We start from the raw sequence: 17,945 nt of genomic DNA on the forward strand, positions 1-17,945 counted from the left end.
CCCCCTACGAATACCAAGGGAATTCGGGGACAGACCACGATTACTGGAGGATGGACTGGACTGTCCCTACGTTGGCTTCTTCAGAGGAGTTTTTGAGGGCTCTTAACTGTTTAGCCCGCGTCCCTGCTCCAGCGCCGGGCACGCATCGCTGCCACCTGATCATTGGAGGCGAACTTACCTTGATCGGCGACATCTACAGCCCGTTCGATCTGTGTGTTCAAGACCTTCTCGTACTCGACGTAGCCGCGCAGAGCGCCCATCACAAAGCCAAGGTCCTGGCCGAGGACGCGGCGATGATCCGCGGTACGGATCGGTATGCCTGGTCTTCGTGTTATTTGCAGGATATGAGCAAGGCCGTCATCGATGACGTGGTGAAGGTGCTGGAGGCGCCGGGGAGTAATCCGGCTTAAGAGCTGCAAACCCAATGCTGCTCACGAGCGGGGCAGCCTTGGATTTTATCTGCCGGAGCAGATTAAAGAAGGGCTGCTTCACGCCCATCGGGGATAAATCCCCTCGCCACAGGTTCACTCTGTCCCAGGCCCAAACAGTTGGCGCTGTATTCATCTAATCATTTCCCCCGCCGATAGCCTCAGATAAGAGCCTGGGCTCCCCCAAGGCTCTGCTGGCGCTCGACTACACTTCCCAGAATTCCCCCGCTCCAGGAGCAGTAAGCGATGAAGATCCGCACCAAAGTCATAGGCTCGGGGTTGGTCAGTCTTTCTTTTGCGCTATTGCTCGGCGGTATCGGGCTGTGGGGTTATCACTCCATGACCGAGGCCCTGGTGCAGAACGAGACCAGTATTTCGGCCATGCGCAAGCACATGGAGGCGGACATGATGCACGACGCCATTCGTGCCGATGTGTTGGCCGCATTGCTGGTGGCACCGGGGGACACTCAGGCGGCCAAGGAGGTGACGGAGGCATTCGATGAGCATACGCAGCGGATGCGCAAGGTTATCGCCGAAAACGCCGAGGCCAAGTTACCGGGGGATGTCGCCAAGGCAATTGGCGAGCTTAAACCACAGGTCGAAACCTATATCGACAAAGCCAAGCAAATAATCGGCAAGGCACTGAACGGTGCCCAGGATGGCCAGGCGTTGCGGGCGGAGTTCGACGGGGCGTTTTCGGCGTTGGAGGAGCGCAACGAGGCAGTGAGTGAGCTGATCGAGAACCAGGCGCAATCCTCGCGTGAGCATCAGGACCACAGCATTCACACCTCGGAGCGCTGGCTGATCGCGACACTACTGGCCACTTGCGTGGCGCTGGCGCTGTTGTCGTGGAGCCTGCTCAAGGCTGTGCTGACGCCACTGAACAAGATCATCCTCAATGCCCAGGCGATGTCCCAAGGGGATTTGCAGCGCTCGATGGGGGCTCAGAGCAAGGATGAGTTGGGTCAGTTGCAAGGTGTGATCGAGCAGATGCAGACCAATCTGCGACAGATGATCGCCACGATCCGCGGCCAGAGCGATGAGTTGCACGGCACGTCCCGGCATCTGGGCGATACGGCGCGACAGATTGTGTCCAGCGCCGATCAGCAGGCCCAGAGCGCAACCAGCATGGCGGCGAGCATGGAGCAGATGATGGCGAATATCAGCCAGATCCATCAGCACGCCGACAGCGCCCGAACGATTTCCGCGCAGTCCGAGCATTTGGCGAGCAGCGGTGGCCAGGTGATTCTCGGGGTGGTGGAAGGCATGAACCGGATCGCCGAGGTGGTCAACCAGTCCTCCAGCAAGATCACGGCGCTGGACGCATCGTCCGAGGACATTCATTCCATCATCCAAGTGATCAAGAGCATCGCCGAACAGACCAACTTGCTGGCGCTCAACGCCGCCATCGAAGCCGCCCGCGCCGGTGAGGCGGGGCGTGGTTTTGCGGTGGTGGCCGATGAGGTGCGCAACCTGGCGGCGCGCACCACCCAGTCCACCCAGGAAATCACCGCGATGATCGAGCGCATCCAGTCCAGCGCCCGGGACGCGGTGGCGAACATGCAGGCGTGTGTCAGCCGTGTGGACGAAGGCGTCAACCTGGCCCAGCAGGCCGGGGTGTCCATCAGCGAAATCCGCACCGGTGCCCGGCATGCGGCCGAAGTGGTGGAGGAAATTTCCCAGACCATTGCCGAGCAATCCAAGGCCAGTGATGAGATGGCACAGCGGGTGGAGTCGATTGCCGAGCAGTCCCGTGAGAACACACGCTCGATTCACAACCTGACGCAAACGGCGGATCAATTGAACAATGCGGCGGGGTCGATGCAGGCTTCGGTGCAGCAGTTCAAGGTTTGATCGGATACCCGTGGCGAGGGAGCTTGCTCCCGCTGGGCTGCCTAGCAGCCCTTTTCAAACCTCGCTCACCTCGAACACAAACGAAATCTCCCGCTTCTGGGCGCTCCAGACGTACCGAATATGCTTGCCCTGCACCGGAATCGAAACTGCCGGAGGGCGAAACGCGGCCACGCATTCGTGGCCGGGCAGCCGGACGCTGTTGTACAGCAGCCCCCACGACAAGGTTTCACGCAGTTGTCGGGCGAACACTTGGGACGGACCATAGGCTGTAGGGTCGGGGTTGTGGAGGTGGGGGTAGTCGTGGCGGATATCGTGCAGAGGTTTGACCACCTTGTTGATGTAGGTGCGCATGGTCAGCTCCAGGTCTGGCTCGTTGGTCGCGCCAAGGAATCGCGCCTGGTGGTAGCAGGTCTCGGCAATGGCCGCTTCCTGGCTGCTGGCGGCGTAGTAGACGCCGAAGGTGCCGTCGCTGAAGCGGCTGCTTTTGCCGATGTGGGTAAACGCCGCCATCACCGGCGAGGAGCCGGGCCCGGAAATGCGGTCCTCTGGGCGGACCCGGGACAGCACGCCGGCTTGCTCCATCAGCCGATCGTTGGTCAACGCTTCCAGGGCGTAGGCCGTGGGCAGGTCTTCAGGGTCGAGTACGTCTTCAAACAGCGAAATCGGCGGGAAGCTGCTGTTGACGATCCGATAGGCCCGATTCCATTGCGGGTCCGCCAGTGGTGGCATCATCAACCGCGTACTCCGTCGAGGTATCGCCGCACATCGGCGATGTCTACCACGCGGCCGGTCAGCATGTAGGACAGTGCCGACTGGCCGTTGAACGGTGCCGCGGTGTTCGGGCTGCTGACCCATTGATAAGCACGGTCCCGGCTGTTGCTGAAGATAATGCTCAGTGCCTTGTGGATACCCATGAGGTAGGAAATGCGCTCGAGCGTATCGCGAGGCAGCTTCACGTTTTCCGGCAATTGTTTGTATTTGTAGAAGGTCGTGTTTCCCACCTTGCCCAGCAATGTGCGCTGCTGCTCGACGCTGCAGCCCCAGAGCGCCATGAGGTTGAAGAAAAACTTCAACGCGACTCGACCCGCATCCGGGGAATCCAATTGTTGCTGCGCATTGAGAGTGATGGAGGAAGTCGCCATGGTTTGGGCTCCTTTATCGCGGGGTGGTGCTTAGAGGATAGTACAGATGTGGATTATTTTTAAGTTTTTATTCGCAAACGGATTCCATCGATGTTCTATTCGAACAATTCGGCATGGCTTTGCAGGTCAACAAACGTAACCAGCTTCCCACTAACAGGTCTTGGCCAGCATCTGTTAGGCAAAATCCCCAAATTCCGCATAAGCTCCAACCATCGCCTGCCGGCGCTTTTCGGCCCAAAATCGCGACAACCGTGGCAAGGTGCATGATGATAGCCGGCATGCACTGCCTGGCCCGGACCAGGTGCACAACAATAGCGAGCCCACTTAAGCAGAGGGCATTACCTCATGGATAGCAGAACCCTACGCAACCTCATGCGTATCGTGCAGACCGGCTCGTTGTCGGCAGCGGCCGAGCATTCGTGCCTCACGGTGCAGGCGTTGGCGGCGCAGTTGAACAAGGTCGAGGAACAGTTCGGTTTCCGGTTGTTCCGGCGCTCGAACAAGGGCCTGACGTTGACGAGCCAAGGCTCGGAACTGACCCCCTTCATGGATCAGGTGCTGATTGCCACCCGGCAGTTGGAGGAGAAAGTCGCGGCGCTCAAGAGCCCGCGACAGCGCATCCTCAGAATGGCGCTCAATACCACCCTGCCGGCGGAGTTCAACCGGCGAATGATCGATCGGTTGATCGCTGTGTTCCCCCAGTATCAGCTGGAATTCAGCTACGCCGAGTCGATGGAGAACCTGAGCAAACTCAGGAATGAAGATTTTGACCTGGCGGTCCTGATCGGCCAGCAACAGGGCGGTTTTACCAGCATCACCATGCCGGATGTGCAGGTGCGGGTGGTCGGCGCCCATTGTGGCGATGCAGACGATTCCCTTGGCCTGCTCGGTGACAAGTTTCAGGTGCGTCCGGCAGAAGAATGCCCGTACTCCCGCAGCTTCCTGCGCTTTCTCGACGCCGGCCTGGGTGAATACGGGTCGAGCCAGCGCATGGTGTATTCCTGCAGTGAAACGCTGACGCTGTCATTGATCACTCAGCTCGATGGCTTGGGGCTGGTGTCCCGGGAAGCCGCGCTGCGCAACGGCCTGGCGATTTTCCCGGATTTCGAGGATTTCCTTGAAGTCCGCCTGGCGGTGAACAATCCGGAGTTGTCCGGCCAGGCACTGCACGATGTGGTGGACCTGACGCTACAGGAACGAACCGAGCGCGATGTACGCCGCCGTGCCCACCGCCACACTGAGAAACAGGTTGCGGCTGAAATACGCACATAACAGCGTCGGAATCGCGGCATAAAACTCAGGGCGGTCGAGCTGTATCTGCTGATCCTTGATCAACAAGGGAGTCAGACTGATGGCAGCGACGATCGCCACTGGCAGGTATTCCAGGGCGCGGGCAATAAAGGGCGGCCAGTGTTCGGTATTGATCTGCAACGGCAGGGCGCGCGGCAGGAAGGTCACGGCCATCATCAGGACCACGACCAGGATCAGGAACGTTTGGTCAGGCATACGCCTACCCCGCAGCCAACGAACGTGGCAATGAAGACATTGAATGGCGAGCTGCCCAGCAGGCTCAGCCCGCCCATGCAGACGACAGCCGCCAGGGCTGCGATCAGTTTGTTGCGGGTGTTGCACAACGAAACCAGCACATAGAGCATCATCGCGGTCAGCGCATAGTCGAGCTGGTACTTGATGAGGTGCGCCGCGTATTGCGCACATACGGCACCCAGCAAGCCACCGAGCACCCAGGATGTGTGGCAGAACAGGTTGAAGCCGACCAGGTAGCGCACACTCACCGGCGCCCCGCTGCCGAGCTTGACGCTGTGGAACGCGAACGACTCGTCCGTCAGCCCCGCCGCGTAGCACCAGCGCTCGAAACGGCTGAGCCCCAGCGCACGCAGGGCCTTGGCCATGTAGACCGACATCAGCATGTGGCGGGCATTGATCAGGAACGTGGTAAGCACGATGGTGGTCAGCGACGCGCCGCTGGAAATCAGCGCCAGCGCCGCGAATTGCGAAGCGCCCGCGTAGACGAACAGGCACATCGCCACCGGCAACCACAGGGGCAACCCGGCGTTGACCGCCATCAGACCGAACACAAACGAAACCGTGAAATAACCCGCTACCACCGGACTGGCTTCAGCAAAGGTACGCGAGGCTTGTGGTTCGACCGCCAGCGGCTGGCTGGAAGTCTTGTTCATAAATCCCTCTCGAAGGTGATTTCGCCCCGGGGCTCACAGAAGCCCTGGGCCGCCCAGAAGCGCTTGCCGGCCAGATTAGCATCGTCGACAAAAAGGAACATGCGCAGCACGCCGACCCGTTTCATGTCAGCCGACGCGGCTTCAACCAGGCGCTGGCCCAGGCCTTTGGCGCGATGCTGCATGCTGACCGCCAGGTGATTGATCGTGCCACGGGTACCGAGCATACCGCCGATCACGGCGCCCACCACGTCACCGCTCGCATCGATAGCCAGGTACGCGGTGGTGGTTTCCTGCAACAACACACCGCGCAAGAATCGGGCGTCCTGCCATTCGCAGAACGACACTTCGTCGAAACCGCGAAAAAACCGCTCCAGTCGCTCGGCGTCCCGGACCATGGCCCGGCGCAACAGGACCTGCTGCGTCGGGTCGTCCATGGGTTCGAGCCGTTCAGCGAACAATGTCGAAAGCGGTCCCGGGCCGCGAGAAGGAAATGGCCAGGATCTGCCGGTACGCCATGTCATGGCTATGGGTGTTGCGCGCCGGGGTCACGTAATGGCGCATGTCGCGATCCAGGAAGAACGTCGTGTCGAGGATGTCCTCGTAGGTCGTCGCCGCCAGCTGTTCTTCCTGGGCGCTGTACAAACGGCTTTCCGCACCCGCCACATTCTGACGGCCCCAGAAGTGCACGCCGCTGAACGGATAGCCATCACAGTGAATCCCTTCGGGGGTGATTTCCAGTTGTTTGCCCGGCTTGATCTCGATGCGGATCTGATGGATCTGGCACTGCCAGATTTCATCGTGCAGCTCCTGCGGCAGGACGTTCTTGTAGACCTCGAAGTCCGTGTCGATCAGGCTGCGCATCACCGGCGAATTGATCACTTCGTTGGAGAAGTCCTGAAAGTGCCGTTCCAGTCCACCGACATAGCTGTTGTTGGCCTTGGACTGAATGTAGGCCCGGTGTTCGAGCTGCGTGAGCTCGCGGGTCGTAGGGTTGTATTCGAAGTCGCTGTAGCGGCGAAAACGCATGCCTGACTCGGCCTGGCCGTAGTAGCTGTCGGGCTCCATGTTTTCCCAGCTTTTGGTCAGCCGGACAAAATCGCCGAAATGACCGTAGAGGTTGAAGTCTCCACCGCGAACATTGACGTATTTGTCACGTCTTAGCGCTTCGCCCACTTCCCTGTTCAGAACGATCATTTTTCATAGGTCTCCGCTGCATTGAGCGGCCTAATCTAGTAGGTGCAGGATTTACGTCCATGAGAAAGTATTTGAGGCATTTCAAGCGGCGCTTGAAACGCTGGCAAAAATTGCATGAGTACGACTTTTGTTCGGGAAAACAGGCGGTTCCAGCGGTGTTTTTTGTGCTGAAAGCCAAAAAGACCCGAGTTTGAGGTCGCAACGCTATTTATTGCAGGCAGGCGTGATCAATTGTGGCGAGGGAGCTTGCTCCCGCTTGAGTGCGCAGCGCTCACACCAGAAGGGCTGCTGCGCAGCCCAGCGGGAGCAAGCTCCCTCGCCACGGTTTTATAGACTTACAACCTGATCAGGCATCAGAAGACGTTGATCGGGTAATCCACGAACACCCGCAGCTCATTGCCGCTGACGTTGTACTCGCTGGACTTCTGCGACACCCGCAGCACGGAACTGCGCAACCTGACGCTCAAGTCCTTGGCCGGACCGCTCTGGACCACGTACTTGAACTGGTTGAAGATCTCGCGCTCGGTGCCGCCTTCGCTGGTCGAGGTGGTGATGTTATCGCCACGCACATAAGCAACGTTATAAGTCAGGCCCGGTACGCCGAAGGTGGTGAAATCCAGGCCATAGCCCAACTGCCAGCTGCGTTCGTCTTCAGCGTTGAAGTCGGACCAGTAGGAGTTGGCCAGGTAGATCGTATTGCCGCCATCACCCACCCGATTCTGCTCGCGCTGATAGCCCCCGTAGGCATAACCCAGGTTGCTGTCGCCGGTACTGCGCTGGTGGGCGAGCGTGAAGCTGTGCGGCCCCGTGGCGAAGGTGGCTGCCAGGCTCCAGATCTTGTTGTCATCGCCGGTGACGTTGTTTTCACGAACGTAGCTGTTGTCCAGCTTGGTGCGATAACCGTTGAAATCCAGGGTCAGGGACTGATCCTTGGCCAGCGGGAACACATAGTTGGCGTTCACGTATTGCTTCTTCAATACGTCTTCGACATCCGAAGCGTAGAGCGAAGCCTTGAACTGCTCGGTGAACTGATAGCTGCCGCCCAAGACGTTGATCGACTTCAGGCCACCGCTGTCGCGGCCTTCAGCACTCTTGCGCGATTCGGCGGTGAAACGGCCGGCATTGAGTTCCAGGCCCTTGATCTCCTTGGAGGTGATCAATGTGCCGGTGTAGCTTTCCGGCAACAGGCGCGAGTTGTCATAGCTGAGCACCGGCAGGGCCGGCATCTGGTCGCCGTAGGCCAGCACGGTGTTGGAGACGCGGAACTTGACCGCTGCCCCGAACTTGGACAGGTCATCGGCCGCGTTGCCGCTGTCGCCTTGCTTGAAGAAGTCGATGCCACCCGCACCGCTGCGGCCTTTACCGCCGTCCAGACGCAGCGCGTACAGGCCGAACGCATCCACACCGACACCCACGGTGCCCTGGGTGAAACCGGACGAGAAGGTACCTATGGCCGCCTGGCCCCACTCGGCCTTGTCTTGGTTGCCATCTTTGTAGTCGCGATTGATATAAGCGTTGCGCAACAGCACTTTCAAGCTGCTGTCTTCAACGAACCCCTTGGACTCAGCCTGGTCATTGGCCATGGCGTGTGTCGTGCTCAAGATCCCCAGTGCGATCATACTAATGCGCTTGTTCAACATGTTTATTTTCCTTGTACGGGTTGATACGCACTGTGGCGGGCAACCGAAATGGCGCTTTTTGCGCTCTTTTTCGGACTCTTGCTCCTGGAAATAATGAAAAGGCCCGCCCACGAGTGATCGTGTCGGGCCTTTTTATTATTTAAGAGTCATGGCTGTTAGCCACAGGCGTAGGACGAATCCTAGTCGCGCCCTCAACGGTGTGTCAATTTCGTGAAACGTCTGTAATCAGGCAAAAAATGTCTAAGAACTGCTCACCGCGAACAAGCGTCCAGACCGCAGGCCGCTGTTGGCGTGGAGGCCTGAACCGGCGTGGCTTGCGTCAGCCATTGGGCGAATGCCTCGGGCTTGCCGAGCCAGGGGCCGATGTCGATCAGCGTGAACTGGCCGTCCTGCTCCAGGGCCAAGGTCGGGAAACCCTGGCCGCCGACCTGAGCCAGCAAGGTACGACTGGCCTTGATATGCCCCTGCACGTCAACCGCGCGCAACGCCGCCAGGAACGCTTGGGCCGGCAGGCCCATGGATTGAGCGAACTCCAGCAGGACGGTTTCGTCAGCGATGCGCCGACCCTCGACGTAGTGCGCGGTTTGCAGGCGCCCGAGCAATTCCAGACCGTGGCCGCCGAGCTGTTCGGCAGCGAGGATGGCGGCGGTCGGCGGCGCCGAATCGAAGACGGCGCTGTGGTCACGCAGCAAACCTTCAAAGTAGGCCTCGCCAAACGGCTGCCCGGAATATTCGGCGATGCGCCGGTCGTGGGGCATCACGTAATCGCGCAATTGCGGCGAAACCTGCTGGCGATTGGCACCGGTCATCATGCCGCCGCCATGAGCAATCACCGGCAATACACTTCGGGCAGCCTGCACCAGCGGCTTGGCGCCGTAACACCAGCCGCACAGCGGGTCGTAGATATAATGAAGAGTGGCCATGAGGACTCCGCTAACCATGGGAATTGGATGGCAGCAGGGTAGTCTTGAAAGCGCTGCGGAAAAACGCTGAAACGGTTTTCAGTGTGTTTCGTGGATCGGTCGAATATCCCACTGAATTTGAACACCACCCTGTATGGGAGTTGGCTAGCTCCCATAGGATTTGTGCGAATCAATGTGAAAGCCAGCGGATACAAAAAAAGCGCTGCCATCCCGGCCAGCGCTTTTTATCAATCCGTCGAACTCTATCCTTGCATCACATCCCACAACGCTTCCAGCTCCGCCTCGCTGAACAGGCCAACGGGGTAACGCTCAACGATTACCTGGCGCGGATCAGGTTCTCTGATCTGACGCGTTCCGTTGGATTTCAACCACTGCGCCAAGGCTTGAAGCGACTCACCATTAACGGCCAAGGGATGGCATGTGCGCTCGCTTATCATATTCATTCCAGCGCCCTCTCCTGGTTGATGAGCGGCCAATTTATCCAAGGTTTATGACAAAACAACTCAGTTCTCTCCCCAGAACTGCCGAAGTACAGATACAAGAGCTATGCCAATGTATCCGCCACGCCAATAAACAGGCACAAAAAAACCCGCGCGCCAATCGGGCCGCGGGCTTGCCGGCATGGATCCAAAACCGCCGACCTAGAGCCGGCGCGGTCGATATCACCCAGCTGTTACATCGCCACTCATTTTGCGCGCGGTGCAGGTTGCTGTTGAGTAAGGCAATGGATATTGCCGCCCCCCAGTAACAGTTCGCGCCCTGGCACCATGACCACTTCGTGCTGCGGGAACAGGTTCTGCAGGATGTCCCTGGCCGGTGCGTCCAGCGGATCGTCAAAACTTGGGGCGATGATGCCGCCGTTGACGATCAGGAAGTTCACATAGGAACCGGCTAGCCGCACGGTTGGGTTGCGCTCTTGGGACCCTTGCACCGCGTCGACACCGGCACACTCCTCCTCGGTGGCGTACAACGGCCCCGGAATCGGCATTTTGTGCACTGTGAACGGGCGTCCCTTGGCGTCAGTGCTGTTTTGCAGCACGTTCATCGCCGCGTGACAGCGGGTGTAGTTCGGGTCTTGCGGGTCGTCAGTCCAGGCAAGCAGGACTTCACCTGGCCGCACGTAGCAGCAGAAGTTATCCACATGACCGTCGGTTTCGTCATTGAACAGACCGTCCGGCAGCCAGATGATCTTGTCCACAGCCAACTGCGCGCTGAGCACTGCCTCGATCTCTTCACGGCTCAAGTGTGGGTTGCGATTGCGGTTGAGCAGGCACTCTTCGGTGGTGATCAGGGTGCCTTCACCATCCACATGGATCGAGCCGCCCTCGAGCACAAAACCTTCGGTGCGATAACGCGGGCTGCGCTCGATCTCAAGAATCTTGCCGGCCACTTGCGCATCACGGTTCCACGGTGCGTACAGGCCGCCGTCGAAACCGCCCCAGGCGTTGAAATCCCAATCGACACCGCGCACTTCGCCGTTGTCATTGATGACGAACGTCGGCCCTGTGTCGCGAACCCAGGCGTCGTCGCTGGACATTTCCACCAGGCGGATATTCGGCACATCGAGACGCGCCCGGGCATTTTCGTATTGGGCCGCAGACACCGCCACGGTCACCGGTTCAAAACGGGCGATGGCCTTGGCGACCGCTATGTGGGCGGCCTGGGCGGGCTTGCCGCCCAGGCGCCAATTGTCCGGGCGCTCGGGCCAGATCATCCAGACCTGGGTCTGGGTCGCCCACTCGGCAGGCATGTGGAAACCATCCGCGCGGGGAGTGCTGTGCAACGTTGTCATGGGTCATCTCCTGGGCGATGGGCAGTGGCAACCTTATAAACGATAAATATCGACTAATAAAGCCAAAAAAACCAACACCCATCAAAAAATAGCGCCAAACATCGACAAAAATCGATTTTATAAATTAATGCAACCCCTGTGGAAGCGAGCGTGCTCGCGATAACGGTTGGTCAGCCAAATCAATATAGGCTTGGACACCGTCATCGCGAGCACGCTCGCTCCTACAGGGGAACAGCTTGGCGTTCCAGATTGGTTACAACCCCTCGTCCAAGACTTTCACCAACATATCTACGAAGAAATCCACGCTCTGGCGCGTAGTGACCATCGGCGGTTTGATCTTGAGGATGTTCAGGTAATCGCCGGTCGGTTGCATGAAAATCCCCAACGCTCGCAGGCGGTTGCACAGCGCCGTGGTTTCTTCAGTGGCCGGCTCCAACGTGTCGCGGTCGCGGATCAGTTCCACGCCCAGGTAGAACCCGGAACCATGCACCGCACCGACCAATGGGTAGCGGTCGATCAAGGCCTCCAGCCGCGCCTTGAAGTGCCCACCCACCACCCGGGCGTTTTCCCAGAGATGTTCTTCTTCCATGACATCCAGTACCGCCATGCCGATCTGGCAACTGACCGGGCTGCCTCCGGCCGACGAAAAGAAATACCCCTCGGCTTCCAGCGCCTCGGCGATCTCCCGGCGGGTAATGACCGCACCCAGTGGCTGGCCGTTGCCCATGCCCTTGGCCATGGTGATGATATCCGGCACTACGCCTTGCTCTTCGAAGCCCCAGAAAAACTCGCCCATGCGCCCATAACCGACCTGGACTTCGTCGGCGATGCAGACCCCACCGCGCTCGCGCACCATCGCGTAGACCTGCTTCAGGTAACCGGGCGGCAGCGCGATCCCACCGGCGTTGCCGTATACCGGTTCGCAAATGAAACCGGCGAGCTGGCGGTTGTTTTCGGCGATTTTCGCCAGGTTGTGTTCAACGCTGCGCACGTAGTCCGGCGCAGTGTCGGGACCACGGAATTCGCCGCGATAGATGTTCGGTGCGGTCACCGGATGCACCCAGTCCGGGCGGCTGCTCAAGGCCTGGGGATTGTCGGCGATAGACGTCGAGACCGCATCGGCGGCCACCGACCAGCCGTGATAGGCCTCCAATACGCTGAGCATGTCCCGCCCGCCGCTGTAGGCCCAGGCCAGGCGGATCGCCAAGTCGTTGGCCTCGGTGCCGCTGTTGACCAGGAACACCCGGTCCATGTTGGACGGCGCCAACGCCAGCAGGCGTTCGGAAAATTCGGCGATCGCCGCATAGTGGAAACGCGAGTTGGTATTGAGCAGCGACCACTGCCGGGCAGCCACTGCCGCCATGCGTGGATGTCCATGGCCCAGCACCGCGACATTGTTGAGCATATCCAGGTACGAGCGGCCCTGCATGTCGATCAGGTGATTGCGCCAGCCGCGCTCGATGCGCGGCGGATCGACGTAATAGTGCTTCTGCGAACGGGCAAAGCTCGCATCGCGACGGGCCAGCAGCACCTGGGGATCGATCTCCGGTTCGGCATCGCAAGCCAGTCCCAGCAGCACCGCCGGCGAAGGACATAGCGCCTGCCAGGCCGCTGCCCTGGAGGGCGTGCAGAACAGCGGTGGATTCACCTGGGCGCCACGGCACAACTGGACCCGCAACGGCCCCGTCACTTCACCGAGCACCTGCCCCTTGACCAGTGCCGCGCCGGAATGCAGCGGCGACGTCACGCCCCACAGCCGCACGCTCAACTGCGCGCTGTCCAGCTGCAACAGGCCGTCGGCAGCCTTGTGCACGACCCCAGCGAACGGGGATTCGAGCGGCGTCCCCCGAGGAACGCTCAACTCCACGTGCAGTGGATAAGTATCGGGTTCGACGGCGCTGTCCGGCCGAGTGCGGGATAACCGGTATTGCCCATAGCGGCTGGCGGCCAGGCCATGAACGCCCGCGGCCTCGCTCAGCAGGCGCTGGTCGATCCCCGGCTGCTCCCAATTGCCGGCCTCGAAATGCGGGCTCAGTACACCCAGGTCAATCAGCGCGAACTCACGCCCCACCAGGGTCGGCAACAGCGGCGCAAAGCCTTCGCTGGCGATGGGCGGCAGGCTGTGGCCGACGGCGGTGAAAATCGCCGCCTCCATCAATTCGAAGGGCACCGAGTGGGCGACCCGGAAAATCTCCCACTCATGGGCCAGGTTGTCACGGCTGTATTGGTTGTCCGGGTCGATGGAAACCTGCTGTTCACCGCTGAGCACCAGCACCGCGGCGCGCGCCACGATCAATGGCCACAGCGCCAACAGTTCTTCGCGTTGCAAGGGGTTGACCGCCTGGTAGGCCTTGATCGCCGGCAAGATGAAGAATGGATCGCCGTCGGCGTGGTGCAGCAGGGCCGCACACGTTACCGACAGGTCCGTGATGCGCCAGGTGCGGATCAGGTCGCCGAAATCGATGACGCCCTGCAATTGCCATTGGCGCTGGGCATCGCGCTGCCAGACCACGTTGTCATCGGTGATGTCCATGTGGATCGCCTGCACCGGCAGGCTGGCCTTGAGCGACTGCAAGCGCCGCTCGGCCTGTTGCGCGACCTCGGCGATCAGTTGCCGCCGCTGATCGTCGTCGATGACAGGCAGCAGATGATCGACCAGGGCGGGAGCGTGGCGCGCGTCCCATTGCAGGGTGCGCTCCAGGCCTGGGTGGTCGAATGTTGCCAAGGCTAGGTCCATTTCCGCGCACAGGCGGCCCAGGCCGGTCACCAACTCAAGCGGCAGGTGTTTGAGCTGCGTGAGGGACTGGCCGTCGATGTACTCAAGCAGGCGCATATGGATCGCTTGGCCGTCGACGTCCAAAGTCAGCAGGTCCTGGCCGTTGCTGGCGGTAATCACCCGCGGCACCTTCACCGCGCCGTGCCCGGCCAACTGCTTGAGGGCCGCGTGTTGGGCCTGAAGTTCCTGGACAGCGTAGTCGCCGTGGCAAATTTTCAACACAAAGCGCCCACGTTCGCTGTCGACGCGGTAATTGAGGTCCTGGTTGCTGCCAAGGGGTCGCAGGTCGCCGCTGAGTCCGTAATTCGAGCGCAGCAGCACCAGCGCTTGCTCGGCGCTGATCTGTGGGCTTGGCAAACTGGCACGGTGAACCAACGTAGCGAGTGGCATACAACGACCCCTGAGGTGGTTTTGTTCGGATGCCTATCACGCCACTGAGCCGGAGGATAAGCAACCCCTCCTGTTCAAAAATATGCACAGCTCTCCTGAGAGGCTATATGGGAGGGCATGTCCATGGGATATTCGCTTGCACCGCCCCTCGCCATGCCTACAAGCTATGCTCCTAAAGCTCTGTCGTCTCACGGAAAAAGGCTTACCCGGATGCGCATTCTCGTCACTGGCGGTGCCGGTTTCATCGGCTCGGCTCTCATACGGCACTTGATTCTTGATACCGGACACCAGGTTCTGAACCTCGATAAGCTGACCTATGCCGGCAATCTCGAATCACTGAGCAGCATCGATCACGACAGCCGCTACGAATTCGTCCAGGCCGATATCGTCGACCAACCAACCGTCAGTGCGGTGCTGGCGCGATTCAAACCTGACGCCATCATGCATTTGGCGGCCGAGTCCCATGTAGACCGCTCCATCGATGGCCCGGCGGACTTCATCCAGACCAACATCGTGGGCACCTACAGCCTGCTGGAGGCCACTCGAGCCTACTGGCAGGCCCTGCCCGAGCCGCAGAGGCGTGCGTTTCGCTTCCACCACATTTCCACCGACGAAGTGTATGGCGACCTGCACGGTGTGGATGACCTGTTCACCGAGACCACCGCCTATGCCCCAAGCTCACCGTACTCGGCGAGCAAGGCAGCGTCCGACCACCTGGTCCGTGCCTGGCAACGCACCTACGGCTTGCCCGTGCTGTTGACCAACTGCTCCAATAACTACGGGCCGTTTCACTTCCCCGAGAAGCTCATTCCACTGGTGATTCTCAACGCGCTGGCCGGCAAGCCGTTGCCGGTCTATGGCGACGGCCAGCAAGTGCGCGACTGGCTGTTTGTCGAGGATCATGCCCGTGCACTGCTCAAGGTCGTCACCGAAGGCATGGTCGGCGAGACTTACAACATTGGCGGTCACAACGAGCAGAAAAACATCGACGTGGTGCGCAGCATCTGCGCCTTGCTCGAAGAACTGGCGCCACGCAAGCCCGAAGGGATCGAGCACTATGCCGACCTGATCAGCTTCGTCCAGGATCGCCCCGGCCACGACCTGCGCTACGCCATCGACGCCAGCAAGATCGAACGGGAACTGGGCTGGACACCACGGGAAACCTTCGAGACCGGGCTGCGCAAGACCGTGCAGTGGTACCTCGAAAACCTGCTGTGGTGCCAACGTGTCCAGGACGGCAGCTATCAAGGCGAGCGCCTGGGCTCGCTCGACAACAAGGATGCAATGGCATGATGAAAGGCATTGTCCTGGCCGGCGGTTCCGGCACACGCTTGCACCCGATCACCCTCGGGGTTTCCAAGCAACTTTTACCGATTTATGACAAGCCGATGATTTATTACCCGATCTCGGTGCTGATGCTCGCCGGCATCAAGGACATCCTGGTGATTTCCACGCCGCATGATCTGCCGCAGTACCGCAACCTGTTGGGCGATGGCCATCAGTTTGGCGTACGGTTCAGCTATGCCGAGCAGCCGTCGCCCGATGGCTTGGCCCAAGCGTTCCTGATTGGCGAACAGTTCATTGGCAGCGACTCGGTGTGCCTGATCCTGGGCGACAACATTTTCCACGGCCAGCATTTTGGTGAACAATTGCAGACCGCCGTCAACCGGCAGAGTGGCGCGACCGTGTTCGGCTACTGGGTCAAGGACCCTGAGCGTTTTGGCGTGATCGACTTCGATACAGAAGGACGGGCGATGTCCATCGAAGAAAAACCCACCGCACCCAAATCCAGCTACGCGGTCACCGGCCTGTATTTCTACGATAACGACGTGATCAAGATCGCCAAGGCCATCAAGCCGTCCAAGCGCGGCGAACTGGAAATCACCGACGTCAACAATACCTACCTGCAACGCGGCGACCTGCACGTCGAGCGCTTCGGTCGTGGTTTCGCCTGGCTGGACACCGGCACCCACGACAGCCTGCTGGAAGCCTCGCAATACGTGCAGACCATCGAACATCGCCAAGGCCTGAAAGTGGCGTGCCTGGAAGAAATTGCCTACCAGCAAGGTTGGGTCAGCCGCGAGCACGTTCTGGAGCGCGCCCAGTATTTTGGCAAGACCGGCTACGGCCAGTACTTGTTCAAGATCGCCGGAGAAACACGATGAATGTCATCGCCACCCGTTTGCCAGACGTCCTGGTCATCGAACCGAAAGTCTTTGGCGACGACCGGGGGTTTTTCTACGAAAGCTTCAATGCCCGGGCGTTTGCCGAAGCGACTGGCTGCACCCTGCAGTTCGTCCAGGACAACCATTCACGCTCCACCCGGGGCGTGCTGCGGGGCCTGCACTATCAGATCGAACAAACCCAGGGCAAACTCGTGCGCGTCACGGCGGGGGAAGTGCTGGATGTCGCGGTGGACATCCGCCGCAGCTCGCCGACCTTCGGCCAATGGGCCAGCGTACGCCTGTCGGCGCAGAACCACCGGCAGATGTGGGTCCCGCCAGGTTTTGCCCACGGTTTCGTCGTACTGAGCGAATCAGCGGACTTCCTCTACAAGACCACTGATTACTACGCCCCCTCGGCCGAACGCTGCATTCGCTGGGACGATCCGCAGTTGGCCATCGATTGGGAGTTCGAAGGCACGCCGATCCTCTCGGCCAAGGACCTGAATGGCAAAGCCCTGCACGAGGCCGACCTGTTCCCATGAGTGCCCCCTTGCGTATCCTGATCATCGGCCAGAATGGCCAGGTTTCCCGGGCGCTCCAATCGCGCCTGAGCGGCCTGGGCGAGTTGACCGTACGCGGCAGCGACCAGCTCGACCTGGCACAACCGGATTGCCTGCGTGCCCCCATCGAAGCCCTCAAGCCCGGCCTGATCATCAATGCCGCCGCCCACACGGCCGTCGATCAGGCCGAAAGTGAACCGGAGCGGGCGTTCGCCATCAATGCCACGGCACCGGGCATCCTGGCCCAGGCAGCGGTTGCGCTGGGCGTCCCGCTGATTCATTACTCCACCGACTACGTCTTCGATGGCCTCAAATCCGCCCCCTACACCGAGGACGACACGCCCAACCCGCTGAGTGTCTACGGACGCAGCAAGCTGGCCGGCGAGAATGCCATCCGCCAAGCTGGCGGCCAGCACCTGATTCTGCGCACCAGTTGGGTGTACTCCACCGAGGGCCGCAACTTCCTGTTGACCATGCAGCGCCTGTTGCAGGAAAAACCGCAGTTGCGGGTGGTCGCCGACCAGGTCGGCGCACCGACCTGGGCCGGCACCATTGCCGACAGCACCGCGCAATTGATCGAGCGCTGGCAGGCCGGCCAACCCGGCGCCTGGGGCACCTATCACCTGACAGCCCGGGGCGAGACGTCCTGGTTCGGCTTCGCCCAGGCCATCGGCGAAAACCTGCTTGAGCGACACAAGCCGTGTGCACTGCTTGAGCCGATTGAATCCAGCGCCTATCCGACTCCAGCCCCGCGGCCACTCAACTCGCGCCTGGATTGCACGCGCCTGCTCAAGGAGTGGGCAGTGAGCCAACCGGACTGGCGAGACGCGTTGCAGCAGTGCCTCGCCGGACAAGCCTAGTACTGCCTTACAAATAGTATTTG

The 17,945-nt window shown here is 60.3% G+C and carries 19 protein-coding genes and 1 pseudogene; 8 read left to right on the forward strand and 12 right to left on the reverse strand.

What is annotated here, in order from left to right; genetic code table 11:
• Window positions 1–110 precede the first annotated feature (110 nt).
• On the reverse strand, window positions 111–317 hold the full coding sequence (locus TK06_RS33085) for a CopG family transcriptional regulator (protein WP_409077399.1): 207 nt from the start codon (window positions 315–317) through the stop codon (window positions 111–113).
• Between TK06_RS33085 and TK06_RS31040 the strand changes: the two are divergent.
• Window positions 261–410, forward strand: a pseudogene (locus TK06_RS31040) (DUF3077 domain-containing protein); the annotation flags it as partial. The gene TK06_RS33085 and the pseudogene TK06_RS31040 overlap by 57 nt on opposite strands.
• 264 nt (window positions 411–674) lie before the next feature.
• Window positions 675–2,282 (forward strand): methyl-accepting chemotaxis protein, encoded by a 1,608-nt coding sequence (locus tag TK06_RS19330; protein ID WP_063323387.1) that lies wholly within the window; start codon window positions 675–677, stop codon window positions 2,280–2,282.
• Window positions 2,283–2,336: 54 nt separating this feature from the next.
• Here TK06_RS19330 and TK06_RS19335 read toward each other — a convergent pair whose 3' ends face one another.
• Together TK06_RS19335 and TK06_RS19340 are read right to left on the reverse strand one after the other, a co-directional pair.
• Complete coding sequence (locus TK06_RS19335; RefSeq protein ID WP_063323388.1) at window positions 2,337–3,014, reverse strand: RES family NAD+ phosphorylase; 678 nt, start codon at window positions 3,012–3,014, stop codon at window positions 2,337–2,339.
• Complete coding sequence (locus tag TK06_RS19340) at window positions 3,014–3,424, reverse strand: MbcA/ParS/Xre antitoxin family protein (protein WP_003196771.1); 411 nt, start codon at window positions 3,422–3,424, stop codon at window positions 3,014–3,016. Before TK06_RS19340 ends, TK06_RS19335 begins: the two co-directional genes overlap by 1 nt.
• Before the next feature lie 345 nt (window positions 3,425–3,769).
• Between TK06_RS19340 and TK06_RS19345 the strand changes: the two genes are divergently transcribed.
• The gene (locus TK06_RS19345) at window positions 3,770–4,696 is read left to right on the forward strand and encodes a LysR family transcriptional regulator (protein ID WP_063323389.1); all 927 of its coding nucleotides are present in this window, start codon (window positions 3,770–3,772) and stop codon (window positions 4,694–4,696) included.
• Here TK06_RS19345 and TK06_RS19350 read toward each other — a convergent pair.
• The 4 genes from TK06_RS19350 to TK06_RS19365 are packed head-to-tail and all read right to left on the reverse strand — an operon-like array spanning window position 4,613 to window position 6,816.
• Window positions 4,613–4,930: an AzlD domain-containing protein gene (locus TK06_RS19350; protein WP_063323390.1), complete on the reverse strand. Its 318-nt coding sequence runs from the start codon at window positions 4,928–4,930 to the stop codon at window positions 4,613–4,615. The genes TK06_RS19345 and TK06_RS19350 overlap by 84 nt on opposite strands.
• The gene (locus TK06_RS19355) at window positions 4,909–5,622 is read right to left on the reverse strand and encodes an AzlC family ABC transporter permease (RefSeq protein WP_003196767.1); all 714 of its coding nucleotides are present in this window, start codon (window positions 5,620–5,622) and stop codon (window positions 4,909–4,911) included. Before TK06_RS19355 ends, TK06_RS19350 begins: the two co-directional genes overlap by 22 nt.
• Entirely contained in the window at window positions 5,619–6,056 is a 438-nt protein-coding gene (locus TK06_RS19360; protein ID WP_170845933.1) for a GNAT family N-acetyltransferase, read from the reverse strand. Before TK06_RS19360 ends, TK06_RS19355 begins: the two co-directional genes overlap by 4 nt.
• Window positions 6,057–6,069: 13 nt before the next feature.
• A complete protein-coding gene (locus TK06_RS19365; protein ID WP_003196764.1) occupies window positions 6,070–6,816 on the reverse strand; it encodes a 2OG-Fe dioxygenase family protein in 747 nt (248 codons plus the stop codon).
• A 59-nt stretch (window positions 6,817–6,875) separates the two neighbouring features.
• Here TK06_RS19365 and TK06_RS33230 point away from each other — a divergent pair, with 59 nt between their 5' ends.
• Window positions 6,876–7,010 carry a hypothetical protein gene (locus TK06_RS33230; protein WP_256575074.1) on the forward strand — a complete coding sequence of 45 codons (135 nt, stop codon included), beginning with the start codon at window positions 6,876–6,878 and terminating at the stop codon, window positions 7,008–7,010.
• 159 nt (window positions 7,011–7,169) lie between these two features.
• Here TK06_RS33230 and TK06_RS19370 read toward each other — a convergent pair whose 3' ends face one another.
• The 5 genes from TK06_RS19370 to TK06_RS19390 all read right to left on the reverse strand — a co-directional run bounded on the left by TK06_RS19370 (window position 7,170) and on the right by TK06_RS19390 (window position 14,337).
• The gene (locus TK06_RS19370; RefSeq protein WP_063323391.1) at window positions 7,170–8,456 is read right to left on the reverse strand and encodes an OprD family porin; all 1,287 of its coding nucleotides are present in this window, start codon (window positions 8,454–8,456) and stop codon (window positions 7,170–7,172) included.
• Between the two features lie 251 nt (window positions 8,457–8,707).
• On the reverse strand, window positions 8,708–9,379 hold the full coding sequence (locus tag TK06_RS19375; RefSeq protein ID WP_063323392.1) for a DsbA family protein: 672 nt from the start codon (window positions 9,377–9,379) through the stop codon (window positions 8,708–8,710).
• Between the two features lie 242 nt (window positions 9,380–9,621).
• Window positions 9,622–9,822 (reverse strand): hypothetical protein, encoded by a 201-nt coding sequence (locus TK06_RS19380; protein WP_053177657.1) that lies wholly within the window; start codon window positions 9,820–9,822, stop codon window positions 9,622–9,624.
• Window positions 9,823–10,064: 242 nt separating this feature from the next.
• Window positions 10,065–11,171, reverse strand: coding sequence for an agmatine deiminase (gene aguA / locus TK06_RS19385; RefSeq protein ID WP_063323393.1), 1,107 nt, complete (start codon window positions 11,169–11,171; stop codon window positions 10,065–10,067).
• Window positions 11,172–11,424: 253 nt separating this feature from the next.
• On the reverse strand, window positions 11,425–14,337 hold the full coding sequence (locus TK06_RS19390; protein WP_063323394.1) for an aminotransferase: 2,913 nt from the start codon (window positions 14,335–14,337) through the stop codon (window positions 11,425–11,427).
• A gap of 210 nt (window positions 14,338–14,547) precedes the next feature.
• On the opposite strand from TK06_RS19390, the gene rfbB reads away from it, so the two are divergent.
• The 4 genes from rfbB to rfbD are packed head-to-tail and all read left to right on the forward strand — an operon-like array spanning window position 14,548 to window position 17,922.
• Window positions 14,548–15,630 carry a dTDP-glucose 4,6-dehydratase gene (rfbB, locus tag TK06_RS19395; RefSeq protein ID WP_063323395.1) on the forward strand — a complete coding sequence of 361 codons (1,083 nt, stop codon included), beginning with the start codon at window positions 14,548–14,550 and terminating at the stop codon, window positions 15,628–15,630.
• Window positions 15,627–16,502 (forward strand): glucose-1-phosphate thymidylyltransferase RfbA, encoded by an 876-nt coding sequence (gene rfbA, locus TK06_RS19400; RefSeq protein ID WP_063323396.1) that lies wholly within the window; start codon window positions 15,627–15,629, stop codon window positions 16,500–16,502. Before rfbB ends, rfbA begins: the two co-directional genes overlap by 4 nt.
• Entirely contained in the window at window positions 16,499–17,044 is a 546-nt protein-coding gene (gene rfbC / locus TK06_RS19405; RefSeq protein WP_063323397.1) for a dTDP-4-dehydrorhamnose 3,5-epimerase, read from the forward strand. Before rfbA ends, rfbC begins: the two co-directional genes overlap by 4 nt.
• Window positions 17,041–17,922, forward strand: coding sequence for a dTDP-4-dehydrorhamnose reductase (rfbD, locus tag TK06_RS19410; RefSeq protein ID WP_063323398.1), 882 nt, complete (start codon window positions 17,041–17,043; stop codon window positions 17,920–17,922). The genes rfbC and rfbD overlap by 4 nt, the downstream gene beginning before the upstream one ends.
• Window positions 17,923–17,945 lie beyond the last annotated feature (23 nt).

This window comes from Pseudomonas fluorescens, assembly GCF_001623525.1.
Taxonomy (GTDB): Bacteria; Pseudomonadota; Gammaproteobacteria; order Pseudomonadales; family Pseudomonadaceae; genus Aquipseudomonas; species Aquipseudomonas fluorescens_Q.

Excerpts from the sequence above, each read along its gene's own strand:
- rfbB (WP_063323395.1), top strand. The coding sequence starts at position 14,548 with ATGCGCATTCTCGTCACTGGCGGTGCCGGTTTCATCGGCTCGGCTCTC.
- TK06_RS19365 (WP_003196764.1), bottom strand. The coding sequence starts at position 6,816 with ATGATCGTTCTGAACAGGGAAGTGGGCGAAGCGCTAAGACGTGACAAA.
- TK06_RS19330 (WP_063323387.1), top strand. The coding sequence starts at position 675 with ATGAAGATCCGCACCAAAGTCATAGGCTCGGGGTTGGTCAGTCTTTCT.
- rfbC (WP_063323397.1), top strand. The coding sequence starts at position 16,499 with ATGAATGTCATCGCCACCCGTTTGCCAGACGTCCTGGTCATCGAACCG.
- TK06_RS19340 (WP_003196771.1), bottom strand. The coding sequence starts at position 3,424 with ATGGCGACTTCCTCCATCACTCTCAATGCGCAGCAACAATTGGATTCC.
- TK06_RS19350 (WP_063323390.1), bottom strand. The coding sequence starts at position 4,930 with ATGCCTGACCAAACGTTCCTGATCCTGGTCGTGGTCCTGATGATGGCC.
- TK06_RS19390 (WP_063323394.1), bottom strand. The coding sequence starts at position 14,337 with ATGCCACTCGCTACGTTGGTTCACCGTGCCAGTTTGCCAAGCCCACAG.
- TK06_RS19370 (WP_063323391.1), bottom strand. The coding sequence starts at position 8,456 with ATGTTGAACAAGCGCATTAGTATGATCGCACTGGGGATCTTGAGCACG.
- TK06_RS19335 (WP_063323388.1), bottom strand. The coding sequence starts at position 3,014 with ATGATGCCACCACTGGCGGACCCGCAATGGAATCGGGCCTATCGGATC.
- TK06_RS19360 (WP_170845933.1), bottom strand. The coding sequence starts at position 6,056 with ATGGACGACCCGACGCAGCAGGTCCTGTTGCGCCGGGCCATGGTCCGG.
- aguA (WP_063323393.1), bottom strand. The coding sequence starts at position 11,171 with ATGACAACGTTGCACAGCACTCCCCGCGCGGATGGTTTCCACATGCCT.
- rfbD (WP_063323398.1), top strand. The coding sequence starts at position 17,041 with ATGAGTGCCCCCTTGCGTATCCTGATCATCGGCCAGAATGGCCAGGTT.
- TK06_RS19380 (WP_053177657.1), bottom strand. The coding sequence starts at position 9,822 with ATGAATATGATAAGCGAGCGCACATGCCATCCCTTGGCCGTTAATGGT.
- TK06_RS19345 (WP_063323389.1), top strand. The coding sequence starts at position 3,770 with ATGGATAGCAGAACCCTACGCAACCTCATGCGTATCGTGCAGACCGGC.
- TK06_RS19355 (WP_003196767.1), bottom strand. The coding sequence starts at position 5,622 with ATGAACAAGACTTCCAGCCAGCCGCTGGCGGTCGAACCACAAGCCTCG.
- rfbA (WP_063323396.1), top strand. The coding sequence starts at position 15,627 with ATGATGAAAGGCATTGTCCTGGCCGGCGGTTCCGGCACACGCTTGCAC.
- TK06_RS19375 (WP_063323392.1), bottom strand. The coding sequence starts at position 9,379 with ATGGCCACTCTTCATTATATCTACGACCCGCTGTGCGGCTGGTGTTAC.
- TK06_RS33230 (WP_256575074.1), top strand. The coding sequence starts at position 6,876 with ATGAGAAAGTATTTGAGGCATTTCAAGCGGCGCTTGAAACGCTGGCAA.